The following is an 18879-nucleotide window of genomic DNA, read 5'->3' on the forward strand; positions in this document are numbered from 1 at the left end:
TTACTCACGGACGATGCGCTTCAGCTTCCCCACCGACCGCTCCAGCGACTCCGGGTCGATGACCTCCACCTCCACCGACACCCCGATGCCCTCCTTCACCCTGCGTATCAGCTCGCCGGCCGCGGCGGCGCGCCGGTCCGGGGCCGTGCCGGGCCGGGCCTCGACGCGGACGGCAAGCCGGTCCAGCCGGCCCTCGCGGGTCAGGCGCAGCTGGAAGTGCGGGGACAGGCCCGGGACGGTCAGCACCAGCTCCTCGATCTGCGAGGGGAAGAGGTTGACCCCGCGCAGCACGATCATGTCGTCGCACCGGCCGGTGATGCGGGCCATGCGCCGGAACGGGCCCAGGGTGCCGGGCAGCAGCCGGGTCAGGTCGCGGGTGCGGTAGCGCACCACCGGCATGGCCTCCTTGGTGAGCGAGGTGAACACCAGCTCGCCCTCCGCGCCCTCGGGCAGCACCTCGCCCGTCACGGGATCGACGACCTCCGGGTAGAAGTGGTCCTCCCAGATGTGCGGGCCGTCCTTCGTCGCCACGCTCTCCTGCGCCACGCCCGGGCCCATGACCTCGGACAGGCCGTAGATGTCGACCGCGTCGATCGCGAAGCGCTCCTCGATCTCCCGGCGCATCTCCTGCGTCCAGGGCTCGGCCCCGAAGACACCGGTGCGCAGCGAGGTGGAGCGCGGGTCGATGCCCTGGCGCTCGAACTCGTCCAGCAGGGTGAGCATGTACGTGGGCGTCACCATGATGATCTGCGGCTGCAGGTCGGTGATGAGCCGCACCTGGCGGGCGGTCATGCCCCCGGAGGCCGGGATCACGGTGCAGCCGAGCCGCTCGGCGCCGTAGTGGGCGCCCAGGCCGCCGGTGAACAACCCGTACCCGTAGGCGACGTGGACCGTGTCGCCCGGGCGCGCACCGGCCGCCCGCAGCGACCGGGCCACCACCTCGGACCAGGTGTCCAGGTCGCGGTCGGTGTAGCCGACGACGGTGGGGGCGCCGGTGGTGCCGCTGGAGGCGTGCAGGCGGCGCAGCCGCGAGCGCTCGACGGCGAACATGCCCCACGGGTAGTGGGTGCGCAGATCCGCCTTGGTGGTGAACGGGAACCGCGCGAGGTCGGCGAGCGTACGGCAGCCCTCCGGGCGCACGCCGACGGCGTCGAACGCCGCCCGGTGGAAGGGCACGTTGTCGTACGCGTGCTGCAGGGTCTGCCGCAGCCGCCGCAACTGCAGGGCCGCGAGCTCCGGCCGCGTCATGCGCTCCGCGGCGTCGGGCCGCGTCGTCGGATCCTGCATGCGTCCCCCTCGACCAGAAGCCCCCGACCGATCATTCGGTCTGTCGTCCGGACCGACGGAACCAGCTCGGCGGCTCGCACGTCAAGGTCCGCACGTCCTGGCAGCAGGGATTGCCGTCATTCCCCTGCCGCGTCGAGGAGAATGCGCGCCAGTTCGCGCGGCCGGGAGAACATCGGCCAGTGGCCCGTGTCCATCTCCACCAGCCGCCATCGCGTGCCGGTCGCCAGCAGCAGGGCCACGTCCTCTCCGAGCGCGGCGTCGTCGAGCAGGCAGTGGATGTACGTGGCCGGGAGCTCGCCGAGCGGGCGTGCCATCACGGCCGGTTCGGTCAAGGAGGCGCCCGGGTGCGGGGTCGAGCCGGCCACGATCCGGGCGATCTGCTCGTCGGTGAGCCCTTGGCCGGCGTAATGGGCTGCGGGTGCCACCGGCCAGAAGCCTCCGTGTCTCACCGCCGTCCGGCCAGGCGGAGACGAACGACCGGCCGTCGACCGGGACATCGGAGTACCCGCGTAACTGTGACCGACCAGGACGACGTCGCGCAGTTCCTTGCCCTCGATCTCGTCGACGATGTCCCGGACGTGTGTCTGCTGTCCGGCCGGCACACCCTGCTTCTCGGCGAGTCCGGACAGCGTCAGGGGGTGGGCGCCATGGCCCGCTGCCCGCAGGTGCGGCACCACCTCGTCCCACGCCCACGCCCCGAGCCGTGCACCTGCCACCAGTACGAAATGCGTCATGGCCGGCACGGTAGCGGAGTGGCTTCCGTCGGCAGCCCTCCTGTCAGCCCTCGGGGAGCCCGGCGCCCCCGGCGGCCACCGATCGTGCCCAGCGGTAGTCCGCCTTGCCCGAGGGGGAGCGGTGGATGGTGTCGGTGAGGACCAGGGTGCGGGGCACCTTGTAACCGGCCAGGCAGGTGCGGCAGTGGGCCTGGAGGGCGGCGAGGGTGGGGGGTGCGGCGCCGGTGCGGGGTTGGACCACTGCGGCCACGGCCTGGCCCCAGCGCGCGTCGGGGATGCCGGCGACCTTGTCGACCGTCCAGGTGGGAGATGACCGTGTCCGTGCTCGCCACCCTCGCCCGCGTCTCCGTCGACGACCTGGACGCGGCCCTGCCCACCTTCGTCGAGCTCACGGGGGAGCAGCCGCGACTCCGGTTCACCTACCGGGACCTGGAACTGGCGAGCGTCGGCGGCTACCTGCTGCTCGCAGGTTCGGAAGAAGCCCTCGCCCCGTACCGCGGCACCCACGCCACCACGATCGTCGACTCCCTCGACCACGTCCTGCACATCACCGAGGCACACGGCGGCCGGATCCTCGACGGACCCAACGACGTCCCCACCGGCCGCAACCTGACCGTGCGGCACCCCGGGGGCGCGACCATCGAGTACGTGGAGTTCCACGAAACCGCGCGATCGACACTCGCGTGAACTCATCGCTGATGCCGTGTGATCGACGCTGGTGAACGTCACAACGGCGCCCGTGCGGCGCCTGCTGATCGCCACGGGCATCCCTCCGGCGCCGGGCGGCAGTCGCTGTCCGGAAGCCGGGCGGCCCGTCGCTTTCACGTCACTGCCGGCCGCCGGCCGGGTGACGGCGTGCCCGTGACCGTCGCGCCGTGGCCGGGGCCCGGCGCCCGCGGCATAGCATCGGCTGATCCGCCGAGACGCCATCCCCGCGGAAGGCTGCCGAAATGACGCGAGTACCCCGGGACGGGGAAGTGAACGGGGACGTGCGCGACCCGGGCCAGACCGCCGTCGACATGGCCGGGGGCGGGGAAGGCCTCGGCCCGCCGGCCTCGCCGATCCGCAACCACGCCCATGTGACGCGCGGCCTGGGCTACGTACCGGAATCCCGTCTCCCCACCGGACTGTTCGGCCGAATGTTCGACAGACTCGATCCGTACCTCCCGGACGGCGCGCGCATCGACGCCATCGCCGCGCGCATGGCGGAGCCCGCCGGTGACGGGCTCGACGGACGAATCCCGGCCGGCTACACCTACCTGGGTCAGTTCATCGACCACGACATCACGTTCGACCCCACCTCCAGTCTCCAGCGGCAGAACGACCCCGACGCGCTCGTCAACTTCCGCACCCCGTGCTTCGATCTGGACTCGGTCTACGGACGGGGCCCGGTGGACCAGCCGTACCTGTACCAGCGGACACCGGATGCCGGCCCGCCCAGGTTCGTCGTCGGCACCCCGAAGGGCGAGGGCAGGGGCGAGCTCGATCTGCCGCGCGACCCGCGCGGCGTGGCGCTCATCGGCGACCCCCGGAACGACGAGAACGTTATCCTCAGCCAGCTCCAGCTCACCTTCATGCTCTTCCACAACAGGGTGTGCGACTGGCTGACTGCCGGCGACGGGAGCGAGTACGCCCGGCACCGCAGGGCCGGCGAGGAGGTCTTCGACTGCGCCCGGCGGCTCGTACGGTGGCATTACCAGTGGGTCGTGGTCCACGACTTCCTCAAGCGGATCGTCGACGCTGTCACCTACAAGGACGTCCTGCGCCAGGAGCCCCTCGTCCCGCAGGGCGATCCCGTCGAGCAGGTCAGGCTCCGCTTCTTCGCCTGGCGGCACCAGATCTTCATGCCGGTCGAGTTCGCCGTCGCGGCCTATCGGTTCGGGCACTCGCTCGTACGCCCGGCCTACCGGCTGAACGCCACCGTCGGACCACTGCCGGTCCTCAGCCCCGGCCCGCCGGCCGGCACGCAGCACGAACCACAGCACCTCGGCGGATTCCGACGGCTCCCCGCCGGCTGGCAGATCGACTGGGGCCGCTTCTTCCACCTGGCCGAATCGGACGGCTTCCAGTACGCCCGCAGGATCGACCGGTACCTGGCCGCACCGCTGCGCGCCCTGCCGCCGGCGCTGGCGGGCGGCGAGATCACCGACCTCGCCCGGCGCAACCTCACCCGCGGCGCCCGGCTGGGACTGCCTTGCGGGCAGCACGTCGCGCTGGCCATGGGCATCGAGCCGCTCGACGACGAGGACCTGGACCTGCCGGACGGCGGTCCGGCCCCGCTGTGGTACTACGTGCTCCGCGAGGCGGAACTGCACGACGCCGGACGGACGCTGGGCACGGTCGGCTCCCGGATCGTCGCCGAGGTCTTCGCCGGCATGCTCGCGGCCGATCCGTCGTCGTACCTCGGCAACGCCCCGGGATGGCAGCCGGTCCTGCCGAGCGCCCGAGCGGGCGACTTCACCATGGCGGACCTGATCAGGTTCACCGGCTTCGGCGCCCGGGCACGGGCCCCGCTTGCCTGACCGGCGTGCCGCTCGACGGGGCGGTGGCGCCGTTTCACCTCGCGACGACCCGGCCGCCGATGCGGGCGGCACAGTGCTGCCCTGCCCAGTGACAGACCTCCTCCGCCCACGTCGTGACCGGCCGGTCGCACTCGCTCTCGGCTTCAGTCCTGGCGCGAGTCCTGTCCGCGTCGCTGAGGGTGCTGGCGCCGAGCGCGGCGGCGTGCGCGTACACGGCGCCGAGCCGTTCGTCACGCCGCCGGACGGACAGCTTCCCGCGACTGGTGAGCGCGTGGTTGTTCATGGACAGGCGCCGCCGCAGCGGTTCGTCGCGGATCAGAGCCGACACGGCGGCAGTGAACATGGCGACCTGACGTGCCGGCGGGCCGGTGTCCGTGACGAACAGGGCGTTCTCGCCGGCGGTGAACAGCTCGCCGATGTGCTCCATGCCCGGACCGGCCGGACAGACGACGGCCAGGCCCGCCGCGGCGGCTTCCAGCAGACCCATACCGAAGCTCTCGAACGAGGTGGGGGAGAGGAAGACGTGGGCCCGGCGCAGCCGCTCCAGATAATCGGTGCGCGGCAGTACCGGCACCAGCTCCACCCCCGCCGCGGCAAGCCGGCTGGCGAGGACGGCGGGGCAGGGCCCGAGGAAGACCGGCCGGACTGCGGAGCCGTGGCGCTCCCGAAGCTGCAGGAAGACCTCGGCGGCCACCTCGGCCCCCTTGTCCAGTGCCGTCCTGCCCATGTACAGCACGCACACCGGGCCGGCGCGCCGTTCGCGCGGGGCCGCCGCCGGCACCGCGGGGTAGACCGCCTCGGACTTGCCGGCCAGCGTCTCCACGGTCTCCGGCCGGTGCCCGCCGTGCGACAGGTGGTCGAGGAACATCCGGCGGGCGTACTCGGTACGGAAGAGCAGCCGTGCGCAGCGTCGGTCGGCGTACCGTGCCGCCATCGCGGCCTCCCGGCGAGCCACCGCGGGCGGGTCGGGGAACGGCGGGTCGCCGCGGGCGGCGGCGCCCAGGGCGAAGAACCGCCCGACCCGGAGCGGCGTCAGCAGGGAATCGGCGTCCACCACCCACGGCAGTGGTGACCGGACCGGCAGCCGGGACGAGTGCACGACCGCTGTACCGGCGGGCACACCGGTGAACCGCACCCACTCCGAGACGGCCGGATCGTGCAGCGGGGAGAACGGATGGCGGGCGTCGCGGTCGGGGCGGAAGTGGAGCGTGTACGGGCACCGGACGTAGGAGACGCCGGGAGGCGGCGCCGCGACCAGGGAGCCGTGCACCCCGACGTGCAGTTCGTGCGCCGGCCCGAGCAGGACCTTCACGGCACCGGCGCGGCGACCCGCAGGCGCTCGCGCATGTGCGCGATGAGACCGCTCAGTCCGCAGCAGTTTTCGGTGAACCCGGGATCGTGCCGCGCCGCGATGTACCGTTCGTGCGGACACCACCCGTTGCACACGCCGAAATCGGGGCAGTCCCGGAGCGAAGTGAGCGCGCGCTCGTTCGAGTCCCGGAGCCGGACCAGCACCGGCCCCTGTCGGAATGAGGCGAACGAGTCGCTGAGAACGTTGCCCACGGTGTAGGCGGGATCGCCGAGGAACAGGTCGCAGTGCGCCACCTCGCCGTCCGGCTCCACCAGGTAGTAGCGACCGAAACAGTCGCCGGCGAGCGTGCACACCCCGGCGCTGCGCCCCGACAGGCGGTTCAGCAGGCCGTCGAACTCCCTGACACGGATGGAGCGGTCGCCATGGGCCAGCCAGCGGTCGAAGTACGCCTGGAGGAACCGGCTCATCTCCGCCGGTGTCACGTAGTGCGACGTCGTCGTGCCGGGCGGTGCGTCGGGCTGGTTCGTCGGCTTGGCGGCCAGCAGGCCGTAGTGGGTGATCCCCTCGCGGAGGAAGAAGTCGAAGATCGCGTCGGGCCCCAGCTCGAGCGCCGACCTGTCGATGACCATGAGCACGCTGAGCGGTACGCCGTTGTCCCGCAGGACGTCCAGGCCGCGCCGCACGTCGTCGAAGGAGGGCCGCCCGGAGACGTAGCGGCGGTACCGGTCGTGCACCGCGGGCGGCCCGTCCAGGCTCACACTGACCCGGAACTGGAAGTCGCGGAAGAAACGGGCCCATTCCGGGTCGATCCGCGTGCCGTTGGTCTGCAGCGAGTTGCGGATCACCTGCCCGGGCCGGCGCAGCCGGGCCTGCACGTACACCGCCCGTTCGTAGAATAGGCGGGGCAGCACGGTCGGCTCACCGCCGTGCCAGATGAACTCGACCGCGTCATGGGAGGGATCGGCGAGCGCCCGGTCGGTCAGTCGGGCGAGCACCGGGAAACTCATTGTCTGATTCGGTCCGCTCCGCCAGTCGTGGCAGTACGCGCAGCGCAGGTTGCACAGCCGCGTCGCCTTGACGATCAGGCCGAGGTATCGCCCCACTGACCCTCCTGACCGACCTGACCAGCCTGACCGGTCTGACCCGCCTGCGAGCGGGCCCGCTCCGCCAGCCGCTCCACCAGGCGGGCGTCCTGCGGTGCCAGGAGCTCCCCCGCGGGACGGGCTGCCATGCGCTCCCACGGCCCCGTCGCGGCGTTCAGCGCCGCGACGAGAATGGCGTGATCCGTCGGGGAGAGCCCGGACGCGAAGCCGCTCAGCGCCGCGGTGAAGTCGCCGTCGGCGGGGTCTTCGCCGGTGGGGGCGCCGGGTCCGCCGAGCCCCGCGATGTCGTCAGGCATAGGGCGGCGTCCACTTCTCCGGCCGCGTGTACGTCCACTGGACGATCTCCCACTCCTCGCGGCCCTCACGAGGGTTGGCCTTTTGCCAGATGGGTCCGATCTCGACCCACACGTCGCGTCCCTCGGCCGCCTCGCTCCAGCGCGCCTTGATGGAGGCGACGGCGGCGCGTGCCGCCTCGTCCAGCTCGGTGGCCAGCTGCTGGCGGCGGACGTCCTCGGGCCGGAGATCCCGCGCGTACTGGAGCAGCACCTGGGCGAGCGAGCGCTCGCCGGCAGAGAGCGACTCACTCCAGTCCGACAGCCGGCTGGCGAAGGATTCGATCTCCTCGCTGGTGACGGGGGTTCCCTCGTCGTCCTGTCCGGGCATGGACCGCCTCCGCTTCCTCGGGTCGTCCCCCATCGAGTACGGGTAACTCTTCGCGTCACCGTCCATACGCAAAGTGTTGACCGAAGGTCGTTTTGCTGCAATTCGGCACACCTGTACTGCGCCGATCGGCCCGGTGCCCTGCCGGAGCGACGCCCGGCTGTGCGATGGTGGTCAGCCGGCGCCGGTGCCGGTGCCGGTGACCGTCGACTCCGACGACAGCAACAAGGCACCCAGCGCCCCTGCGGCACCGTAGGGCCGCGCCCCGCCCCCGGCATCCCGCCGGCGGACGGGCGGCCCGTCGGCACCGCCGGGGCGTACTCCTTCGAGCTCACCCTGCCCGGTGAGATCCTCACCCCGGCCGCGGGGGTGAGTTTCGTCGGCGCTTTGCCCTCGCACCGACGCCAGGGCGTGCTCAGCGCGATGATGCGGCATCAGCTCACCGAGCTGCGGGCGCGAGGCGAGTTTCTCTCCGTACTGCTGGCCTCCGAGGCGCCGATCTGCGGGCAGGTTCGGCTATGGACCGGCGACCTGCACGCAGCGGCTGACGGTGCCGCGTCACCAGGCGGCCTTCGCCGTTCCCGGGCGCGGGGAGCGGCCGGCGCCCCGGCGACGGCACCGGACACGGGCTCAGTCGAGCTGCTGCGGCGTGCCGAGTGCGGCGAGATCCTGGAGGAGGTCTACGACCGAGGCTGTGGATGCGGCTGCTGGACGTCCCTCGGGCGTTGACCGCCCGCGGCTGGTTCAGTGACGGCGAGCTCGTCCTCGACGTCGACGACCCGTTCCTCGGCGAACGCGGCCGCTACCTGCTGACCGTCCGCGACGGCAGGGCCGGCTGCGTCCCGGCGGACCGGGAGCCCGATCTGTCCCTGGACGTGAGCGACCTGGGCTCGGTCCACCTCGGTGGCACCGCCCCCAGCACGCTCGTACGCGCCGGACACATCCGGGCCCACCACCCGGGCGCCGCCACCCTCGCCGACGCCCTCTTCTGCGCCGACCGCACCCCGCACTGCCTGCACTGGTTCTGACCGCTCGGCGATCAGCGCCGTGATGTCACAGAAGCAGGCGCCGCCGGCGCCGAACCGGCTCGCCCCGGCGGGTGGCGAGCGGTGTCATTCCTCATGGCCCGCGGTCGCCTCGGGATGCACGCTGTCACGGAGGATGCGCAGGCACGCGAGGAAGTCCGGGAGCTGACCGGGCGTCAGCAGGCCGGTGTACCAGCGTTCGATCGTGGCCAGGTAGTCCGGCAGGAGCCGTACGAGCCGGTCGGCGCCCTCGTCGGTCAGTACCGCGTAGGTGCTGCGGCGGTCTCCGGGGAAGGACTCGCGGCGCACCAGGCCGGCGCGCTGCAGCCGGTCGACGAGCCGCGTGATGCCGCTGGTGGACAGGGACGTCTGGGCGGCCAGGTCGCTCAGACGCAGGCGTTGCCCGGGGGAGCGGCTCAGCCGCATCAGGGCGTTGAGGTCCAGTGACGACACGCCGTTCTCGTCGAGCACGGGCTGCAGCTTGGCGTTGAGTCCGGTATGGGCTTCCAGTAGGAGCCCCATCGCCGTGAGGCGGGGGTCGGTGAAGAGTTCCTCGGTGTCCACGGCACCGATCCTACCCGAGACGCTTGATGCGCGGATAGTTGACATGAGGAATATCTGCCTGTAGTTATTTGCTTCAGCGATATTCCTCGCGTCAATCAACTCAGCTCGCTAGCTTTTGGAGAGTCGAATCCCATGGCACCTCAGATGTTTGCGATCACGCAGCGTTCCTTCGGCGGCCCGGAAGTGCTGCACGGCACGCAGGCCGAGCGCCCGCAGGCCGGCCCCGGCGAGGTGCTGGTCCGGGTGCGCGCGGCGGGCGTGAACCCGGTCGACTCGGCCGTCCGCGCCGGGCGCTTCCCTCTCTTCGCCGAGCCGCCCTTCGCCCTGGGCTGGGACGTCGCGGGCGAGGTCGTGGCGGTGGGCGAGGGAGTCACCCGCTTCGAGGTGGGTGCCGAGGTGTACGGCATGCCGCGGTTCCCGGAGGCCGCGGGTGCCTACGCCGAGTACGTCGTGGCCCCGGCCGGGCAACTCGCCCTCAAGCCCGCCGCGCTCACGGCGGCGGAGGCCGGCGCCCTGCCACTGGCCGGACTGACGGCCTGGCAGGCGCTGGTGGGCATCGCCCGGATCGAGGCCGGGCAGCGCGTGCTGATCCACGCGGCGGCCGGCGGGGTCGGTCATCTCGCCGTGCAGATCGCCAAGGCCCGTGGCGCCCGTGTCATTGCCACGGCACGGTCGGACAACCACGCGTTCGTGACGTCGCTGGGCGCGGACGAGGTGATCGACTACACGACGACGGACTTCACGACCGCGGCCGGCCCGGTGGACGTCGTGCTCGACCTGGTCGGCGGCGAGTACGCCTCCCGGTCCGTGCGCACGCTCCGGCCCGGCGGCCTGCTCGTCACCACGGTCGGTCACCATCCGGGGATGACCGCCGAGGAGGCCGAGCAGTACGGCGTTCGCTTCGAGGCGGTGTTCGTCCAGCCCTCCGGCCCGGACCTGGAGAGCCTCGGCGAGCTGGCCGAGGCGGGGAAGCTGCGCGTCCACGTCGGACGGGAGGTTTCCCTGGCGGACGCAGCCACGGCTCATCGGCTCGCCGAGGCCGGCCGTGCCAAGGGCAAGACGGTCCTCATACCCTGACAGCGTGTCGTGCCGCCGGCATCGGTGGCGGCCGTCACCCACCCCGAACCAGCAGGTGACACCCCCGCATAGGCTGACCCGGTGCTGACGACCACCCCCTCCGCCCCCGCACCCGACGAGGCCACCTCGCCGTGGCCCGTCCCTCCCCGTCCGGCGCTTCAGACCCTGCTGGTGCCGGTCTTCACCGCCCTCGGCCCGGTCTGCGCCTGGTACGCGAAGGTCGCCGACGGGCACCGCATGGACCAGTCGGTGCCCTGCACGGCCGTGCGGACGCCGACTCCGCTGACGGAATACGTCGCCGCTTGGGCCGGCCTTGGCCTCGGTGCGGCCGCGGTCGTCCTGTGCGTCCTGGCTGCCAAGGGTGTGCGCCGGCGTTGCGGGAGGGGGCTGTGGTCGACGAGGCGAGGTCTGCTCGCGTACGTGAGCGTGTGGTTCAACGTCGTGGCGATCCCGTTCGCGCTGCTCATCGTTTTGATGGCTTACAGGCCTGCCGCCGTGTGGGGCGGCGGCGACTGCGGCTGATGGTGCCCGGCGGTGGTTGCGGCGGAAGGGACCGCGCCGTGGTGCCGCGTCCTGTCCCGTGAAGTCGTGGCGAGCTGCTCGTGCCGGTGGCCTCGCGCTTGCCCTGCCGTGCCGGCCCCGGGCGCGGGGTCGTGCCCCCGCTGGGGTGGAGGACGCCGATCAGCAGGACTCCCCGAACTTCACCGCCGTGAGCGACACCGGCCGGCCGTCGAGTTTCGTGCCCGGGGCGGGTTGCTGGGAGCACACCTGCCAGTTCGACTCGACCACGATCATGCGGTTGCCGGTGGAGTCCTTGACGGTGAGGCTCGTGTTGCCGGGCAGGGCCGTGCGGGCGGCCTTCACGGATGTGCCCTTGAAGTCGGGCATCGTGGTTCCGGCGGTGGCCCCGGGGGTGGTGCCCTCGTCCATGGCAGGGCAGGTCTCGTCGAGTTTGACCGCTCCGAAGTCGACTTTCGTGTTCGTCGGGTGCTCGCCCGGCTTCGGGGTCTGGGTGCAGACCTTCCAGTTGCGGTCGAGGGCCTGCATGCGGCCGCGGCCGAGGGCGTCGTGCGAGGTCAGGTCGGAGAAGCCGGCGGCTTGTGCCTGGTCCTGGGCGGACTGGAGGCCCTTGCCGTTCATGTTGGGGAGCGTCGCGGTCCTGGCGGCGGTCCGCGGGGCGGACGGCTTGCCGCCGCTGCCGGTCGTGTCCGGATCGCAGGCGGTGAGCGTCAGCAAGGCGGCGGCCGTGGCGAGGGCCGTCATCGTGGTGGTGTGCCTGGGCATGGTCCCCCCATGTCGTTCTCGGTGGAGGAACAGCATGCCGTAGGCGTCGCCTCACGCGTCGCGGGTCCCCGAGCGCCTCGAGGCCTCCGCCACCGCTCTCGCCCATCGGTAGTCCGCCTTGCCCGAGGGGGAGCGGTGGATGGTGTCGGTGACGACCAGGGTGCGGGGCACCTTGTAGCCGGCCAGGCGGGTGCGGCAGTGGGCCTGGAGGGTGGCCAGGGTGGGGGGTTCGGTGTCGGTGCGGGGCTGGACCACTGCGGCCACCGCCTGGCCCCAGCGCGCGTCCGGGATGCCCGCGACCAGGGCGTCGTACACCGCCGGGTGGGCCTTGAGGGCCTCCTCGACCTCTTCCGGGAAGACCTTCTCCCCGCCGGTGTTGATGCACTGCGAGCCGCGTCCGAGGACGGTGACCACGCCGTCCGCGCCGACCGTGGCCAGGTCGCCGAGGAGCACCCAGCGTTCCCCGTCGAGGGTGAAGAACGTCTCGGCGCTGCGGGCGGGGTCGTTGTGGTAGCCGAGCGGTACGTGGCCGCGCTGGGCGAGGCGGCCCGTGCCGCCGGGGCCGACAGGGCGGCGCGTCGCCGGGTCGACGACGGCCGTACGGGAGTTCACGCGCAGGCGGAAGCCGCGCCGGGGGCCGGAGTCCTCGGTGGCGGTGCCGTTGAAGCCCGATTCGGAGGAGCCGAAGTTGTTGACCAGGCGCACGCCCGGCAGCAGTGCGGTGAACTGCTCGCGCACGGTCTGCGAGAGGATCGCCCCCGAGCTGCTGACGCTGCTCAGGGACGAGCAGTCGGTGCCCCGCAGCGGTCCGGCCAGCGCGTCCGTCAGCGGGCGCAGCATGGCGTCCCCGACCAGGGAGAGGTTGGTGACGCGTTCTTGCGCGACGGTGCGCAGCACCTCCTCGGGCACGAACTTGCGGTGCAGCACCACCTTCTGCCCGAGTGCGAGTGCGATGAGGGCGGTGAGCGTGGAGGTGCCGTGCATCAGCGGTGCCGTGGGGAAGAACACCAGGCCTTCGCCGGCGGCGACGGCCCGCACGGCCAGTTCCCCGGGCCGCCGGACGGGTGTGCCGGTGGGGGAGCCGCCGCCGAGCCCGGAGAAGAACAGGTCCTCCTGCCGCCACACCACGCCCTTGGGCATGCCGGTGGTGCCGCCGGTGTAGATGATGAAGCGGTCGTCGCCGGAGCGCGGGCCGAACCCGCCCCCGTCCGGGGCTGCCGCCTCGGCGTCGGCGAACGGCACCGGCGCGATGCCGGGTTCCGGCGCGCCGCGGGGCGCCTCGCCCACGCGCACCAGGTGCCGCAGTCGTCCGCCGGAGCGCGGCAGCGCCGCGGCCACGCGCCCGGTGAACGCGCCGTCGAAGACCAGTGCCACCAGGTCCGCGTCCCGGTAGAGGTAGGCCAGCTCGTCCTCGACGTAGCGGTAGTTGACGTTGACGGGCACGGCCCGGGCCTTCAGGCAGGCCAGCAGCGTCTGCACGTACTCGACGCCGTTGTACAGGTGCAGGCCCACGTGCTCGCCCGGCCGCACGCCGGCGGCCCGGAGGTGGTGGGCGAGCCGGTCGGCGGCCGCGTCGAGTTCGGCGTAGGTCAGGGCGCGCCGGGCACCGCTGCCCGGGTGGTCGAGGTGGACCAGGGCCGGCCGGCGGGGTACCGCGCCCGCGACCGATTCGAGGAGATCGGCGAGGTTGTAGTCCACGCGGTCATTACAGCGCCGCCTGCGGCGGGCGGAAAGGGCGGCGGGCAAAGAATCTGACGTCCTGTCAGAAAACTATTGAACCCGGCCCCCGCCTCCTGCACCCTGACGGACACGCTCCACGGACACGCTCCACGGACACGGTTCAACGGACCGGGAGGAGACATGACCGGCACCGCACACCTCACCGTCGAGCGCGTCGGCGCGACCCTCGTGCTCACCCTCGACCGGCCCGAGGCCCGCAACGCGCTCTCGCTGCCCATGCTGGCCGGCCTGTACGACGGCTGGCTGGAAGCCGACGCCGACGACTCCGTGCGCTCCGTCGTGCTCACCGGCGCCGGCGGCGCCTTCTGCTCCGGCATGGACCTCAAGGCCCTCGCCGGCGCCGGCTCCGCCGACGACGCCGTCCGGGCCCGCTTCCGCGCCGACCCCGACCTGCACTGGAAGGCGATGCTGCGCCACCACCGGCCCCGCAAGCCCGTCATCGCCGCCGTCGAGGGGCCCTGCGTGGCCGGCGGCACCGAGATCCTGCAGGGCACCGACATCCGCATCGCCGCCCGCAGCGCCGTCTTCGGCCTCTTCGAGGTCCGCCGCGGGCTGTTCCCCATCGGCGGCTCGACCGTCCGCCTGCCCCGCCAGATCCCGCGCACCCACGCCCTGGAGATGCTGCTCACCGGGCGCCCGTACACCGCCGAGGAGGCCGAGCGCATCGGGCTCGTCGGACACGTCGTCCCCGACGGCACCGCCCTCGACCACGCCCTGGAGACCGCCGCACTCGTCAACGCCAACGCCCCGCTCGCCGTCGAGGCCGTCAAGGCGTCCGTCCTCGCCGCCGAGGGCCTGCCCGAGCCCGAGGCCCTCGCCCTCGAACTCGACCACGGCCGGCCCGTCTTCGACACCGATGATGCGAAGGAAGGCGCCCGCGCCTTCGCCGAGAAGCGCCCCGCCGCCTACCGGCGCGCCTGAGCGCGCACCCGAGAGAAGGAGGGCAACGGCCGTGCCCGACCACCTCACCGCGCCCCTCGTCGTGCAGTTCCCCTTCACCCGCTCCCTCGGCCCCGTCCAGCGCGCCTTCCTCACCGGCCTGCGCGAACGCACCGTCCTGGGCGTGCGCACCCCCGCCGGCCGGGTCCTGGTGCCGCCGGTGGAGTACGACCCGGACACCGCCGAGGAGCTCGGCGACCTCGGCGCATTTGTCGAAGTACCCCCCACCGGCACCGTCACCACCTGGGCCTGGAACCCCGCCCCCCGCCCCGGCCAGCCCCTGGCCACCCCCTTCGCCTGGGCGCTGGTGCGCCTCGACGGCGCCGACACCGCCCTGCTGCACGCCCTCGACGCCCCCGGCCCGCACGCCGTCCGCACCGGCCTGCGCGTCCGCATCCGCTGGGCCGCGCACCGCACCGGCGCGATCACCGACATCGCCTGCTTCGAGGCCTGCGAGGCGCACGGCGAGGACCCCCGCGACCACCACCCGGGCGGGGCCCGGACCGTGCCCCGCCCGCACGACGGGGCCTTTCCCGACCCCGTCACCACCATCACCGCCCCCGCCCGCCTCGCCTACACCTACAGCCCCGGCCGCGCCCAGAGCCGTCATCTGCAGGCCCTCGCCGCGCACCGGATCCTCGGCGAACGCTGCCCCGCCTGCCGCAAGGTCGTCGTGCCGCCCCGCGGCGCCTGCCCCACCTGCGGCGTGGCCACCACCGAGGCGGTCGAGGTCGGCCCCCGCGGCACCGTCACCACCTTCTGCGTGGTCAACATCAAGGCGCAGAACCTGCCCGTCGACGTGCCCTACGTCTACGCCCACATCGCCCTCGACGGCGCCGACCTCGCCCTCCACGGCCGCATCGCCGGCATCCCCTGCGACGAGGTCCGCATGGGCCTGCGCGTCGAGGCCGTCTGGAGCGGCGAGGGCCGCCACCCCGACCACTACCGGCCCACCGGCGAGCCCGACGCCGCGTACGAGACCTACAAGGGGCTGCTGTGACGCCGTACCCCTACGACCGCCACGTCGCCGTCGTCGCCTTCGCCCAGAGCCGGCACCGCGGCGCCGTCCCCGAGCTGTCCGAGGCCGAACTGCTGCTGCCCGTCCTGACCGAGGCCCTCGGCGCGGCCGGACTGGGCCCCGGCGAGGCCGACTTCACCTGCTCGGCCTCCAGCGACTATCTCGCCGGCCGCCCCTTCTCCTTCACCCTCACCCTCGACGCCGTCGGCGCCTGGCCGCCCGTCGCCGAGTCCCACGTCGAGACCGACGGCGCATGGGCGCTGTACGAGGCATGGGTGAAGATCCTCACCGGCGAGGCCGACACCGCCCTGGTGTACGCCCACGGCAAGCCCTCCGCCGGCCCGCTGCGCGACGTCCTCGGCCGCCAGCTCGACCCGTACTACGTCGCCCCCCTGTGGCCCGACTCCGTCGCCCTGGCCGCCCTGCAGGCCCGCGCCCTCATCGACGCCGGCCGCACCGACGAGGCGCAGCTCGCCGCCGTCGCCGCCCGCAACCGCACCGCCGCCCGCACCAACCCGCACATCGCCCCCCGCCCCGCGCCCGAGGCCGGCGACGACGCCGCGGAGTACGTCGTCGAGCCCCTGCGCCCCGCCGACTGCGCCCCCGCCGACGACGGCGCCGCCGCCCTCGTCCTCGCCGAGGGCGCCACCGCCCGGCGGATGTGCCCACGCCCCGCCTGGATCCGCGGCATCGACCACCGCATCGAGCCACAGGCCCTCGGCGTGCGCGACCTGACCGACTCGCCCTCCACCCGGCTCGCCGCCCGGCACGCCGGCGCCTTCGACGCCCCCGTCGACATCGCCGAGCTGCACGCACCGTTCAGCCACCAGGAGGTGATCCTGCGCCACGTGCTGTCTCTCGCCGACGACATCGACGTCAACCCCTCCGGCGGGGCCTTGGGCGCCAACCCCGTGATGGCCACCGGCCTCGTCCGCATCGGCGAGGCGGCCGCCCGCGTCCACCGCGGCGAGGCGGACCGGGCGCTCGCGCACGCCACCTCCGGGCCGTGCCTGCAGCACAACCTCGTCGCCGTCCTCGAAGGGGAGGGGGAGCGGCCGTGAGCAAGGAACCCGTTGCCGTCACCGGCGTCGGCCAGACCCGCCACGCCGCGGCCCGCCGCGACGTCTCGCTCGCCGGACTCGTCCGCGAGGCCGCCGTCCGCGCCCTCGACGACGCAGCCCTCACCTGGTCCGACGTCGAGGCCGTCGTCATCGGCAAGGCCCCCGACTTCTTCGAGGGCGTCATGATGCCCGAGCTCCACCTCGCCGACGCCCTCGGCGCCGCCGGCAAACCCGTCCTGCGCGTGCACACCGCCGGCTCCGTCGGCGGCTCCACCGCCCTCGTCGCCGCGAACCTGGTCGCCGCCCGCGTCCACCGCACCGTCCTCGCCGTCGCCTTCGAGAAACAGTCGGAGTCCAACGCAATGTGGGGCCTGTCCCTGCCGGTGCCCTTCCAGCCGCCCCTGCTGGCAGGCGCCGGTGGCTTCTTCGCCCCGCACGTGCGCGCCTACATCCGCCGCACCGGCGCCCCCGCCGACATCGGCGCGCAGGTGGCCCTCAAGGACCGCCGCAACGCCTTGCGCAACCCCTTCGCCCACCTCCACGAGCACGACATCACCCTGGAGAAGGTCCTCGCCTCCCCGATGCTGTGGGACCCCGTCCGCTACGCCGAGACCTGCCCGTCCTCCGACGGGGCCTGCGCGATGGTGCTCACCGACCGCACAGGCGCCGCCCGCGCCCCCCACCCGCCCGCCTGGGTGCACGGCGGCGCCCTGCGCAGCGAGCCCACCCTCTTCCCCGGCAAGGACTTCGTCTCGCCCCGCGCCGGCCGCGACTGCGCCGCGGACGTCTACCGGCAGGCCGGCATCACCGACCCCCGCCGGCAGATCGACGTCGCCGAACTGTACGTCCCCTTCAGCTGGTACGAGCCGATGTGGCTGGAGAACCTGGGCCTCGCGCCCGAGGGCGAGGGATGGAAGCTCACCGCCGGCGGGGCCACCGCCTTCGACGGCGAGCTGCCCGTCAACCCCTCCGGCGGCGTGCTCTCCACCAACCCCATCGGCGCCTCCGGCATGCTGCGCTTCGCCGAGGCGGCCCTGCAGGTCCGCGGCCGCGCCGGCGAGCACCAAGTGCCCGGCGCCCGCCGCGCACTCGGCCACGCCTACGGCGGCGGCGCACAGTTCTTCGCCATGTGGCTGGTGGGCGCCGATGCCCCCACGACCTGAAGCGGCACGCGCGGCCTGTGCGGCACCCGCACGGCTCGCTAGTGTGGAGCGGACGACGAGCCGGGAGGAGTGCGGACGTGGCGGAGAGCACGACTGAACAACTGGCAGGCGACGCACGGCCCCAGCTCGACCTCGCCGGGGCCGCCTGGCAGTCGAGCGGCCAGGGCCGGCGCAGCAACGTCCAGATCGCCTTCGTCGACGGCTTCGTCGCCATGCGCGACCGCCGGGACCCGGGCGTCCCGGCGGTGATCTTCTCACCGGGGGAGTGGCGCGCCTTCGTCCTCAGCGCCCGCGACGGCGAGTTCGACCTCACGTAGCGCCTGCCCGGCGCATCTTCTGCCACATCTGGGCGCCCCTGACGGGCCGCCGCGCCTGCCGGCGCGATCCCGTAGGGTCGTCGGCATGGGATCCGTGGCCGGTGAAGAGATCGTCCTGCGCGTGGTGGAGTGGGCGCGGGCACGGGACGACGTGCGGGCCGTGCTGCGCACGGGCTCCCGCGCCCGGCGCGACGGGACGGCGGACGCCGTCTCCGACCACGACATCGAGCTGTACACCACCGACCCGCAGCCGTACGCGGAGTCCGGCGAGTGGGCCGGCGCGTTCGGGCCGGTGCTGGTCTCGGTCGGACTGGAGGGCCCGTGGGACAACCCGGCCCGGCTGGTGATCTTCGAGGACGGCACGAAGGCCGACTTCCAGATCGTGCCTCTCGCCCGGCTGGCCCTGATGGCCGAGGAGGGCCTGGACGACCTGCACGCACGCGGCTACGAGGTGCTGCACGACCCCGACGGGGCCGCCGCCGCCCTGCCCGCACCCACCGGGCGGGCACCGGCACCGCTGCCGGAAGCCGGAGAGTTCGCCGACCTGTGCGAGGAGTTCTGGTTCGAGGCGGCGCACCTGCCGCGCTACCTGGCCCGCGGCGAGCTGTGGGTCGCCGCCTCCCGGGACCGCACCACCAAGGAGCTGCTCGAAACCATGATCGAGTGGCACGCCCTGACGCGCTACGGCCCCGACCACGACGTCTGGTACGGCGGCACGCGCATGCGCCGGTGGGCGGCGCCGGGCATATGGGAGCGCCTGCCGCAGACCTTCGGCGCCTTCACCGCGCCGGACATGCTGCGCGCCGCCCGCGCGACCGCCGGCCTCTTCGCCGAGCTGGCCGGCGAGGTGGCCGCGGCCCACGGCTTCCCGTACCCCGACACGGCGGAACGCACCGTGCGCGCCGCACTCGACGCCCTCCCACAGCTCTAGGGCGTGTCCGGTGGATCTTCGTCACGCAGCCACCACGGCGCCCCGTCAGGGGCGCGGGGAACTGCGCGACAAGCCACGACGCGCCCGCAGATGGGGTGCCGCGCTTCGCCCCCGGCGCGTCGACTGCAGGCCGTCGCTGGCT

Annotated in this window: 19 protein-coding genes and 2 pseudogenes; 11 read left to right on the forward strand and 10 right to left on the reverse strand. The window is 73.3% G+C overall.

What is annotated here, in order from left to right; genetic code table 11:
• The 3 genes and pseudogenes from paaK to AB0K17_RS07440 all read right to left on the reverse strand — a co-directional run.
• Window positions 1–1287, reverse strand: coding sequence for a phenylacetate--CoA ligase PaaK (gene paaK, locus AB0K17_RS07430; protein ID WP_365982440.1), 1287 nt, complete (start codon window positions 1285–1287; stop codon window positions 1–3).
• A gap of 116 nt (window positions 1288–1403) precedes the next feature.
• Window positions 1404–2021 carry an alpha/beta hydrolase family protein gene (locus tag AB0K17_RS07435; protein WP_365982441.1) on the reverse strand — a complete coding sequence of 206 codons (618 nt, stop codon included), beginning with the start codon at window positions 2019–2021 and terminating at the stop codon, window positions 1404–1406.
• 43 nt (window positions 2022–2064) lie between these two features.
• Window positions 2065–2307 (reverse strand): annotated as a pseudogene (locus AB0K17_RS07440) (acyl-CoA synthetase); the annotation flags it as partial.
• A 23-nt stretch (window positions 2308–2330) separates the two neighbouring features.
• On the opposite strand from AB0K17_RS07440, the gene AB0K17_RS07445 reads away from it, so the two are divergent.
• Both AB0K17_RS07445 and AB0K17_RS07450 read left to right on the forward strand, forming a co-directional pair.
• Window positions 2331–2708: a hypothetical protein gene (locus tag AB0K17_RS07445; protein WP_365982442.1), complete on the forward strand. Its 378-nt coding sequence runs from the start codon at window positions 2331–2333 to the stop codon at window positions 2706–2708.
• A 263-nt stretch (window positions 2709–2971) separates the two neighbouring features.
• Window positions 2972–4543 (forward strand): heme peroxidase family protein, encoded by a 1572-nt coding sequence (locus AB0K17_RS07450; protein WP_365964517.1) that lies wholly within the window; start codon window positions 2972–2974, stop codon window positions 4541–4543.
• Between the two features lie 34 nt (window positions 4544–4577).
• Here AB0K17_RS07450 and AB0K17_RS07455 read toward each other — a convergent pair whose 3' ends face one another.
• Genes AB0K17_RS07455 through AB0K17_RS07470 form a run of 4 tightly spaced genes read right to left on the reverse strand, consistent with a single transcriptional unit; the run spans window position 4578 to window position 7621 of the window.
• Window positions 4578–5855, reverse strand: coding sequence for a glycosyltransferase (locus tag AB0K17_RS07455; protein WP_365982443.1), 1278 nt, complete (start codon window positions 5853–5855; stop codon window positions 4578–4580).
• Entirely contained in the window at window positions 5852–6958 is a 1107-nt protein-coding gene (locus AB0K17_RS07460; protein ID WP_365982444.1) for a radical SAM protein, read from the reverse strand. Before AB0K17_RS07460 ends, AB0K17_RS07455 begins: the two co-directional genes overlap by 4 nt.
• Window positions 6937–7254 (reverse strand): hypothetical protein, encoded by a 318-nt coding sequence (locus AB0K17_RS07465; RefSeq protein ID WP_365964514.1) that lies wholly within the window; start codon window positions 7252–7254, stop codon window positions 6937–6939. Before AB0K17_RS07465 ends, AB0K17_RS07460 begins: the two co-directional genes overlap by 22 nt.
• Window positions 7247–7621 (reverse strand): hypothetical protein, encoded by a 375-nt coding sequence (locus AB0K17_RS07470; protein ID WP_365964513.1) that lies wholly within the window; start codon window positions 7619–7621, stop codon window positions 7247–7249. The genes AB0K17_RS07465 and AB0K17_RS07470 overlap by 8 nt, the downstream gene beginning before the upstream one ends.
• Before the next feature lie 282 nt (window positions 7622–7903).
• Here AB0K17_RS07470 and AB0K17_RS07475 point away from each other — a divergent pair.
• Window positions 7904–8646, forward strand: a pseudogene (locus AB0K17_RS07475) (GNAT family N-acetyltransferase); the annotation flags it as partial.
• Window positions 8647–8730: 84 nt separating this feature from the next.
• Here AB0K17_RS07475 and AB0K17_RS07480 read toward each other — a convergent pair.
• Window positions 8731–9207, reverse strand: a complete 477-nt coding sequence (locus AB0K17_RS07480; protein WP_365964512.1) for a MarR family transcriptional regulator — start codon at window positions 9205–9207, stop codon at window positions 8731–8733.
• A 132-nt stretch (window positions 9208–9339) separates the two neighbouring features.
• On the opposite strand from AB0K17_RS07480, the gene AB0K17_RS07485 reads away from it, so the two are divergent.
• Both AB0K17_RS07485 and AB0K17_RS07490 read left to right on the forward strand, forming a co-directional pair.
• Entirely contained in the window at window positions 9340–10284 is a 945-nt protein-coding gene (locus tag AB0K17_RS07485; protein WP_365982445.1) for an NADP-dependent oxidoreductase, read from the forward strand.
• 81 nt (window positions 10285–10365) lie between these two features.
• Window positions 10366–10806, forward strand: a complete 441-nt coding sequence (locus AB0K17_RS07490) for a hypothetical protein (protein WP_365964510.1) — start codon at window positions 10366–10368, stop codon at window positions 10804–10806.
• 159 nt (window positions 10807–10965) lie between these two features.
• Here the strand turns inward: AB0K17_RS07490 and AB0K17_RS07495 are convergent, their stop codons facing one another.
• Both AB0K17_RS07495 and AB0K17_RS07500 read right to left on the reverse strand, forming a co-directional pair.
• Window positions 10966–11568: a PASTA domain-containing protein gene (locus tag AB0K17_RS07495; RefSeq protein ID WP_365982447.1), complete on the reverse strand. Its 603-nt coding sequence runs from the start codon at window positions 11566–11568 to the stop codon at window positions 10966–10968.
• A gap of 51 nt (window positions 11569–11619) precedes the next feature.
• Entirely contained in the window at window positions 11620–13266 is a 1647-nt protein-coding gene (locus AB0K17_RS07500) for an acyl-CoA synthetase (protein WP_365982448.1), read from the reverse strand.
• Window positions 13267–13428: 162 nt separating this feature from the next.
• Between AB0K17_RS07500 and AB0K17_RS07505 the strand changes: the two genes are divergently transcribed.
• The 6 genes from AB0K17_RS07505 (at window position 13429) to AB0K17_RS07530 (ending at window position 18737) form a co-directional block, all read left to right on the forward strand.
• On the forward strand, window positions 13429–14229 hold the full coding sequence (locus AB0K17_RS07505; RefSeq protein WP_365982449.1) for a crotonase/enoyl-CoA hydratase family protein: 801 nt from the start codon (window positions 13429–13431) through the stop codon (window positions 14227–14229).
• 31 nt (window positions 14230–14260) lie between these two features.
• Window positions 14261–15247, forward strand: a complete 987-nt coding sequence (locus AB0K17_RS07510; RefSeq protein ID WP_365982450.1) for an OB-fold domain-containing protein — start codon at window positions 14261–14263, stop codon at window positions 15245–15247.
• Window positions 15244–16326: a thiolase domain-containing protein gene (locus AB0K17_RS07515; protein ID WP_365982452.1), complete on the forward strand. Its 1083-nt coding sequence runs from the start codon at window positions 15244–15246 to the stop codon at window positions 16324–16326. The genes AB0K17_RS07510 and AB0K17_RS07515 overlap by 4 nt, the downstream gene beginning before the upstream one ends.
• The gene (locus tag AB0K17_RS07520) at window positions 16323–17489 is read left to right on the forward strand and encodes a thiolase domain-containing protein (protein WP_365982453.1); all 1167 of its coding nucleotides are present in this window, start codon (window positions 16323–16325) and stop codon (window positions 17487–17489) included. Before AB0K17_RS07515 ends, AB0K17_RS07520 begins: the two co-directional genes overlap by 4 nt.
• 77 nt (window positions 17490–17566) lie before the next feature.
• On the forward strand, window positions 17567–17806 hold the full coding sequence (locus AB0K17_RS07525; RefSeq protein ID WP_344433540.1) for a DUF397 domain-containing protein: 240 nt from the start codon (window positions 17567–17569) through the stop codon (window positions 17804–17806).
• A gap of 85 nt (window positions 17807–17891) precedes the next feature.
• Window positions 17892–18737 (forward strand): aminoglycoside 6-adenylyltransferase, encoded by an 846-nt coding sequence (locus AB0K17_RS07530; protein ID WP_365964503.1) that lies wholly within the window; start codon window positions 17892–17894, stop codon window positions 18735–18737.
• Window positions 18738–18879 lie beyond the last annotated feature (142 nt).

It is taken from the genome of Streptomyces sp. NPDC049585, from assembly GCF_040675615.1.
Lineage (GTDB): Bacteria > Actinomycetota > Actinomycetes > Streptomycetales > Streptomycetaceae > Streptomyces > Streptomyces luteosporeus.

Coding starts and splice junctions, on each gene's coding strand:
- paaK (WP_365982440.1), bottom strand. CDS start 1,287: ATGCAGGATCCGACGACGCGGCCCGACGCCGCGGAGCGCATGACGCGG.
- AB0K17_RS07435 (WP_365982441.1), bottom strand. CDS start 2,021: ATGACGCATTTCGTACTGGTGGCAGGTGCACGGCTCGGGGCGTGGGCG.
- AB0K17_RS07445 (WP_365982442.1), top strand. CDS start 2,331: ATGACCGTGTCCGTGCTCGCCACCCTCGCCCGCGTCTCCGTCGACGAC.
- AB0K17_RS07450 (WP_365964517.1), top strand. CDS start 2,972: ATGACGCGAGTACCCCGGGACGGGGAAGTGAACGGGGACGTGCGCGAC.
- AB0K17_RS07465 (WP_365964514.1), bottom strand. CDS start 7,254: ATGCCTGACGACATCGCGGGGCTCGGCGGACCCGGCGCCCCCACCGGC.
- AB0K17_RS07470 (WP_365964513.1), bottom strand. CDS start 7,621: ATGCCCGGACAGGACGACGAGGGAACCCCCGTCACCAGCGAGGAGATC.
- AB0K17_RS07485 (WP_365982445.1), top strand. CDS start 9,340: ATGGCACCTCAGATGTTTGCGATCACGCAGCGTTCCTTCGGCGGCCCG.
- AB0K17_RS07495 (WP_365982447.1), bottom strand. CDS start 11,568: ATGCCCAGGCACACCACCACGATGACGGCCCTCGCCACGGCCGCCGCC.
- AB0K17_RS07505 (WP_365982449.1), top strand. CDS start 13,429: ATGACCGGCACCGCACACCTCACCGTCGAGCGCGTCGGCGCGACCCTC.
- AB0K17_RS07530 (WP_365964503.1), top strand. CDS start 17,892: ATGGGATCCGTGGCCGGTGAAGAGATCGTCCTGCGCGTGGTGGAGTGG.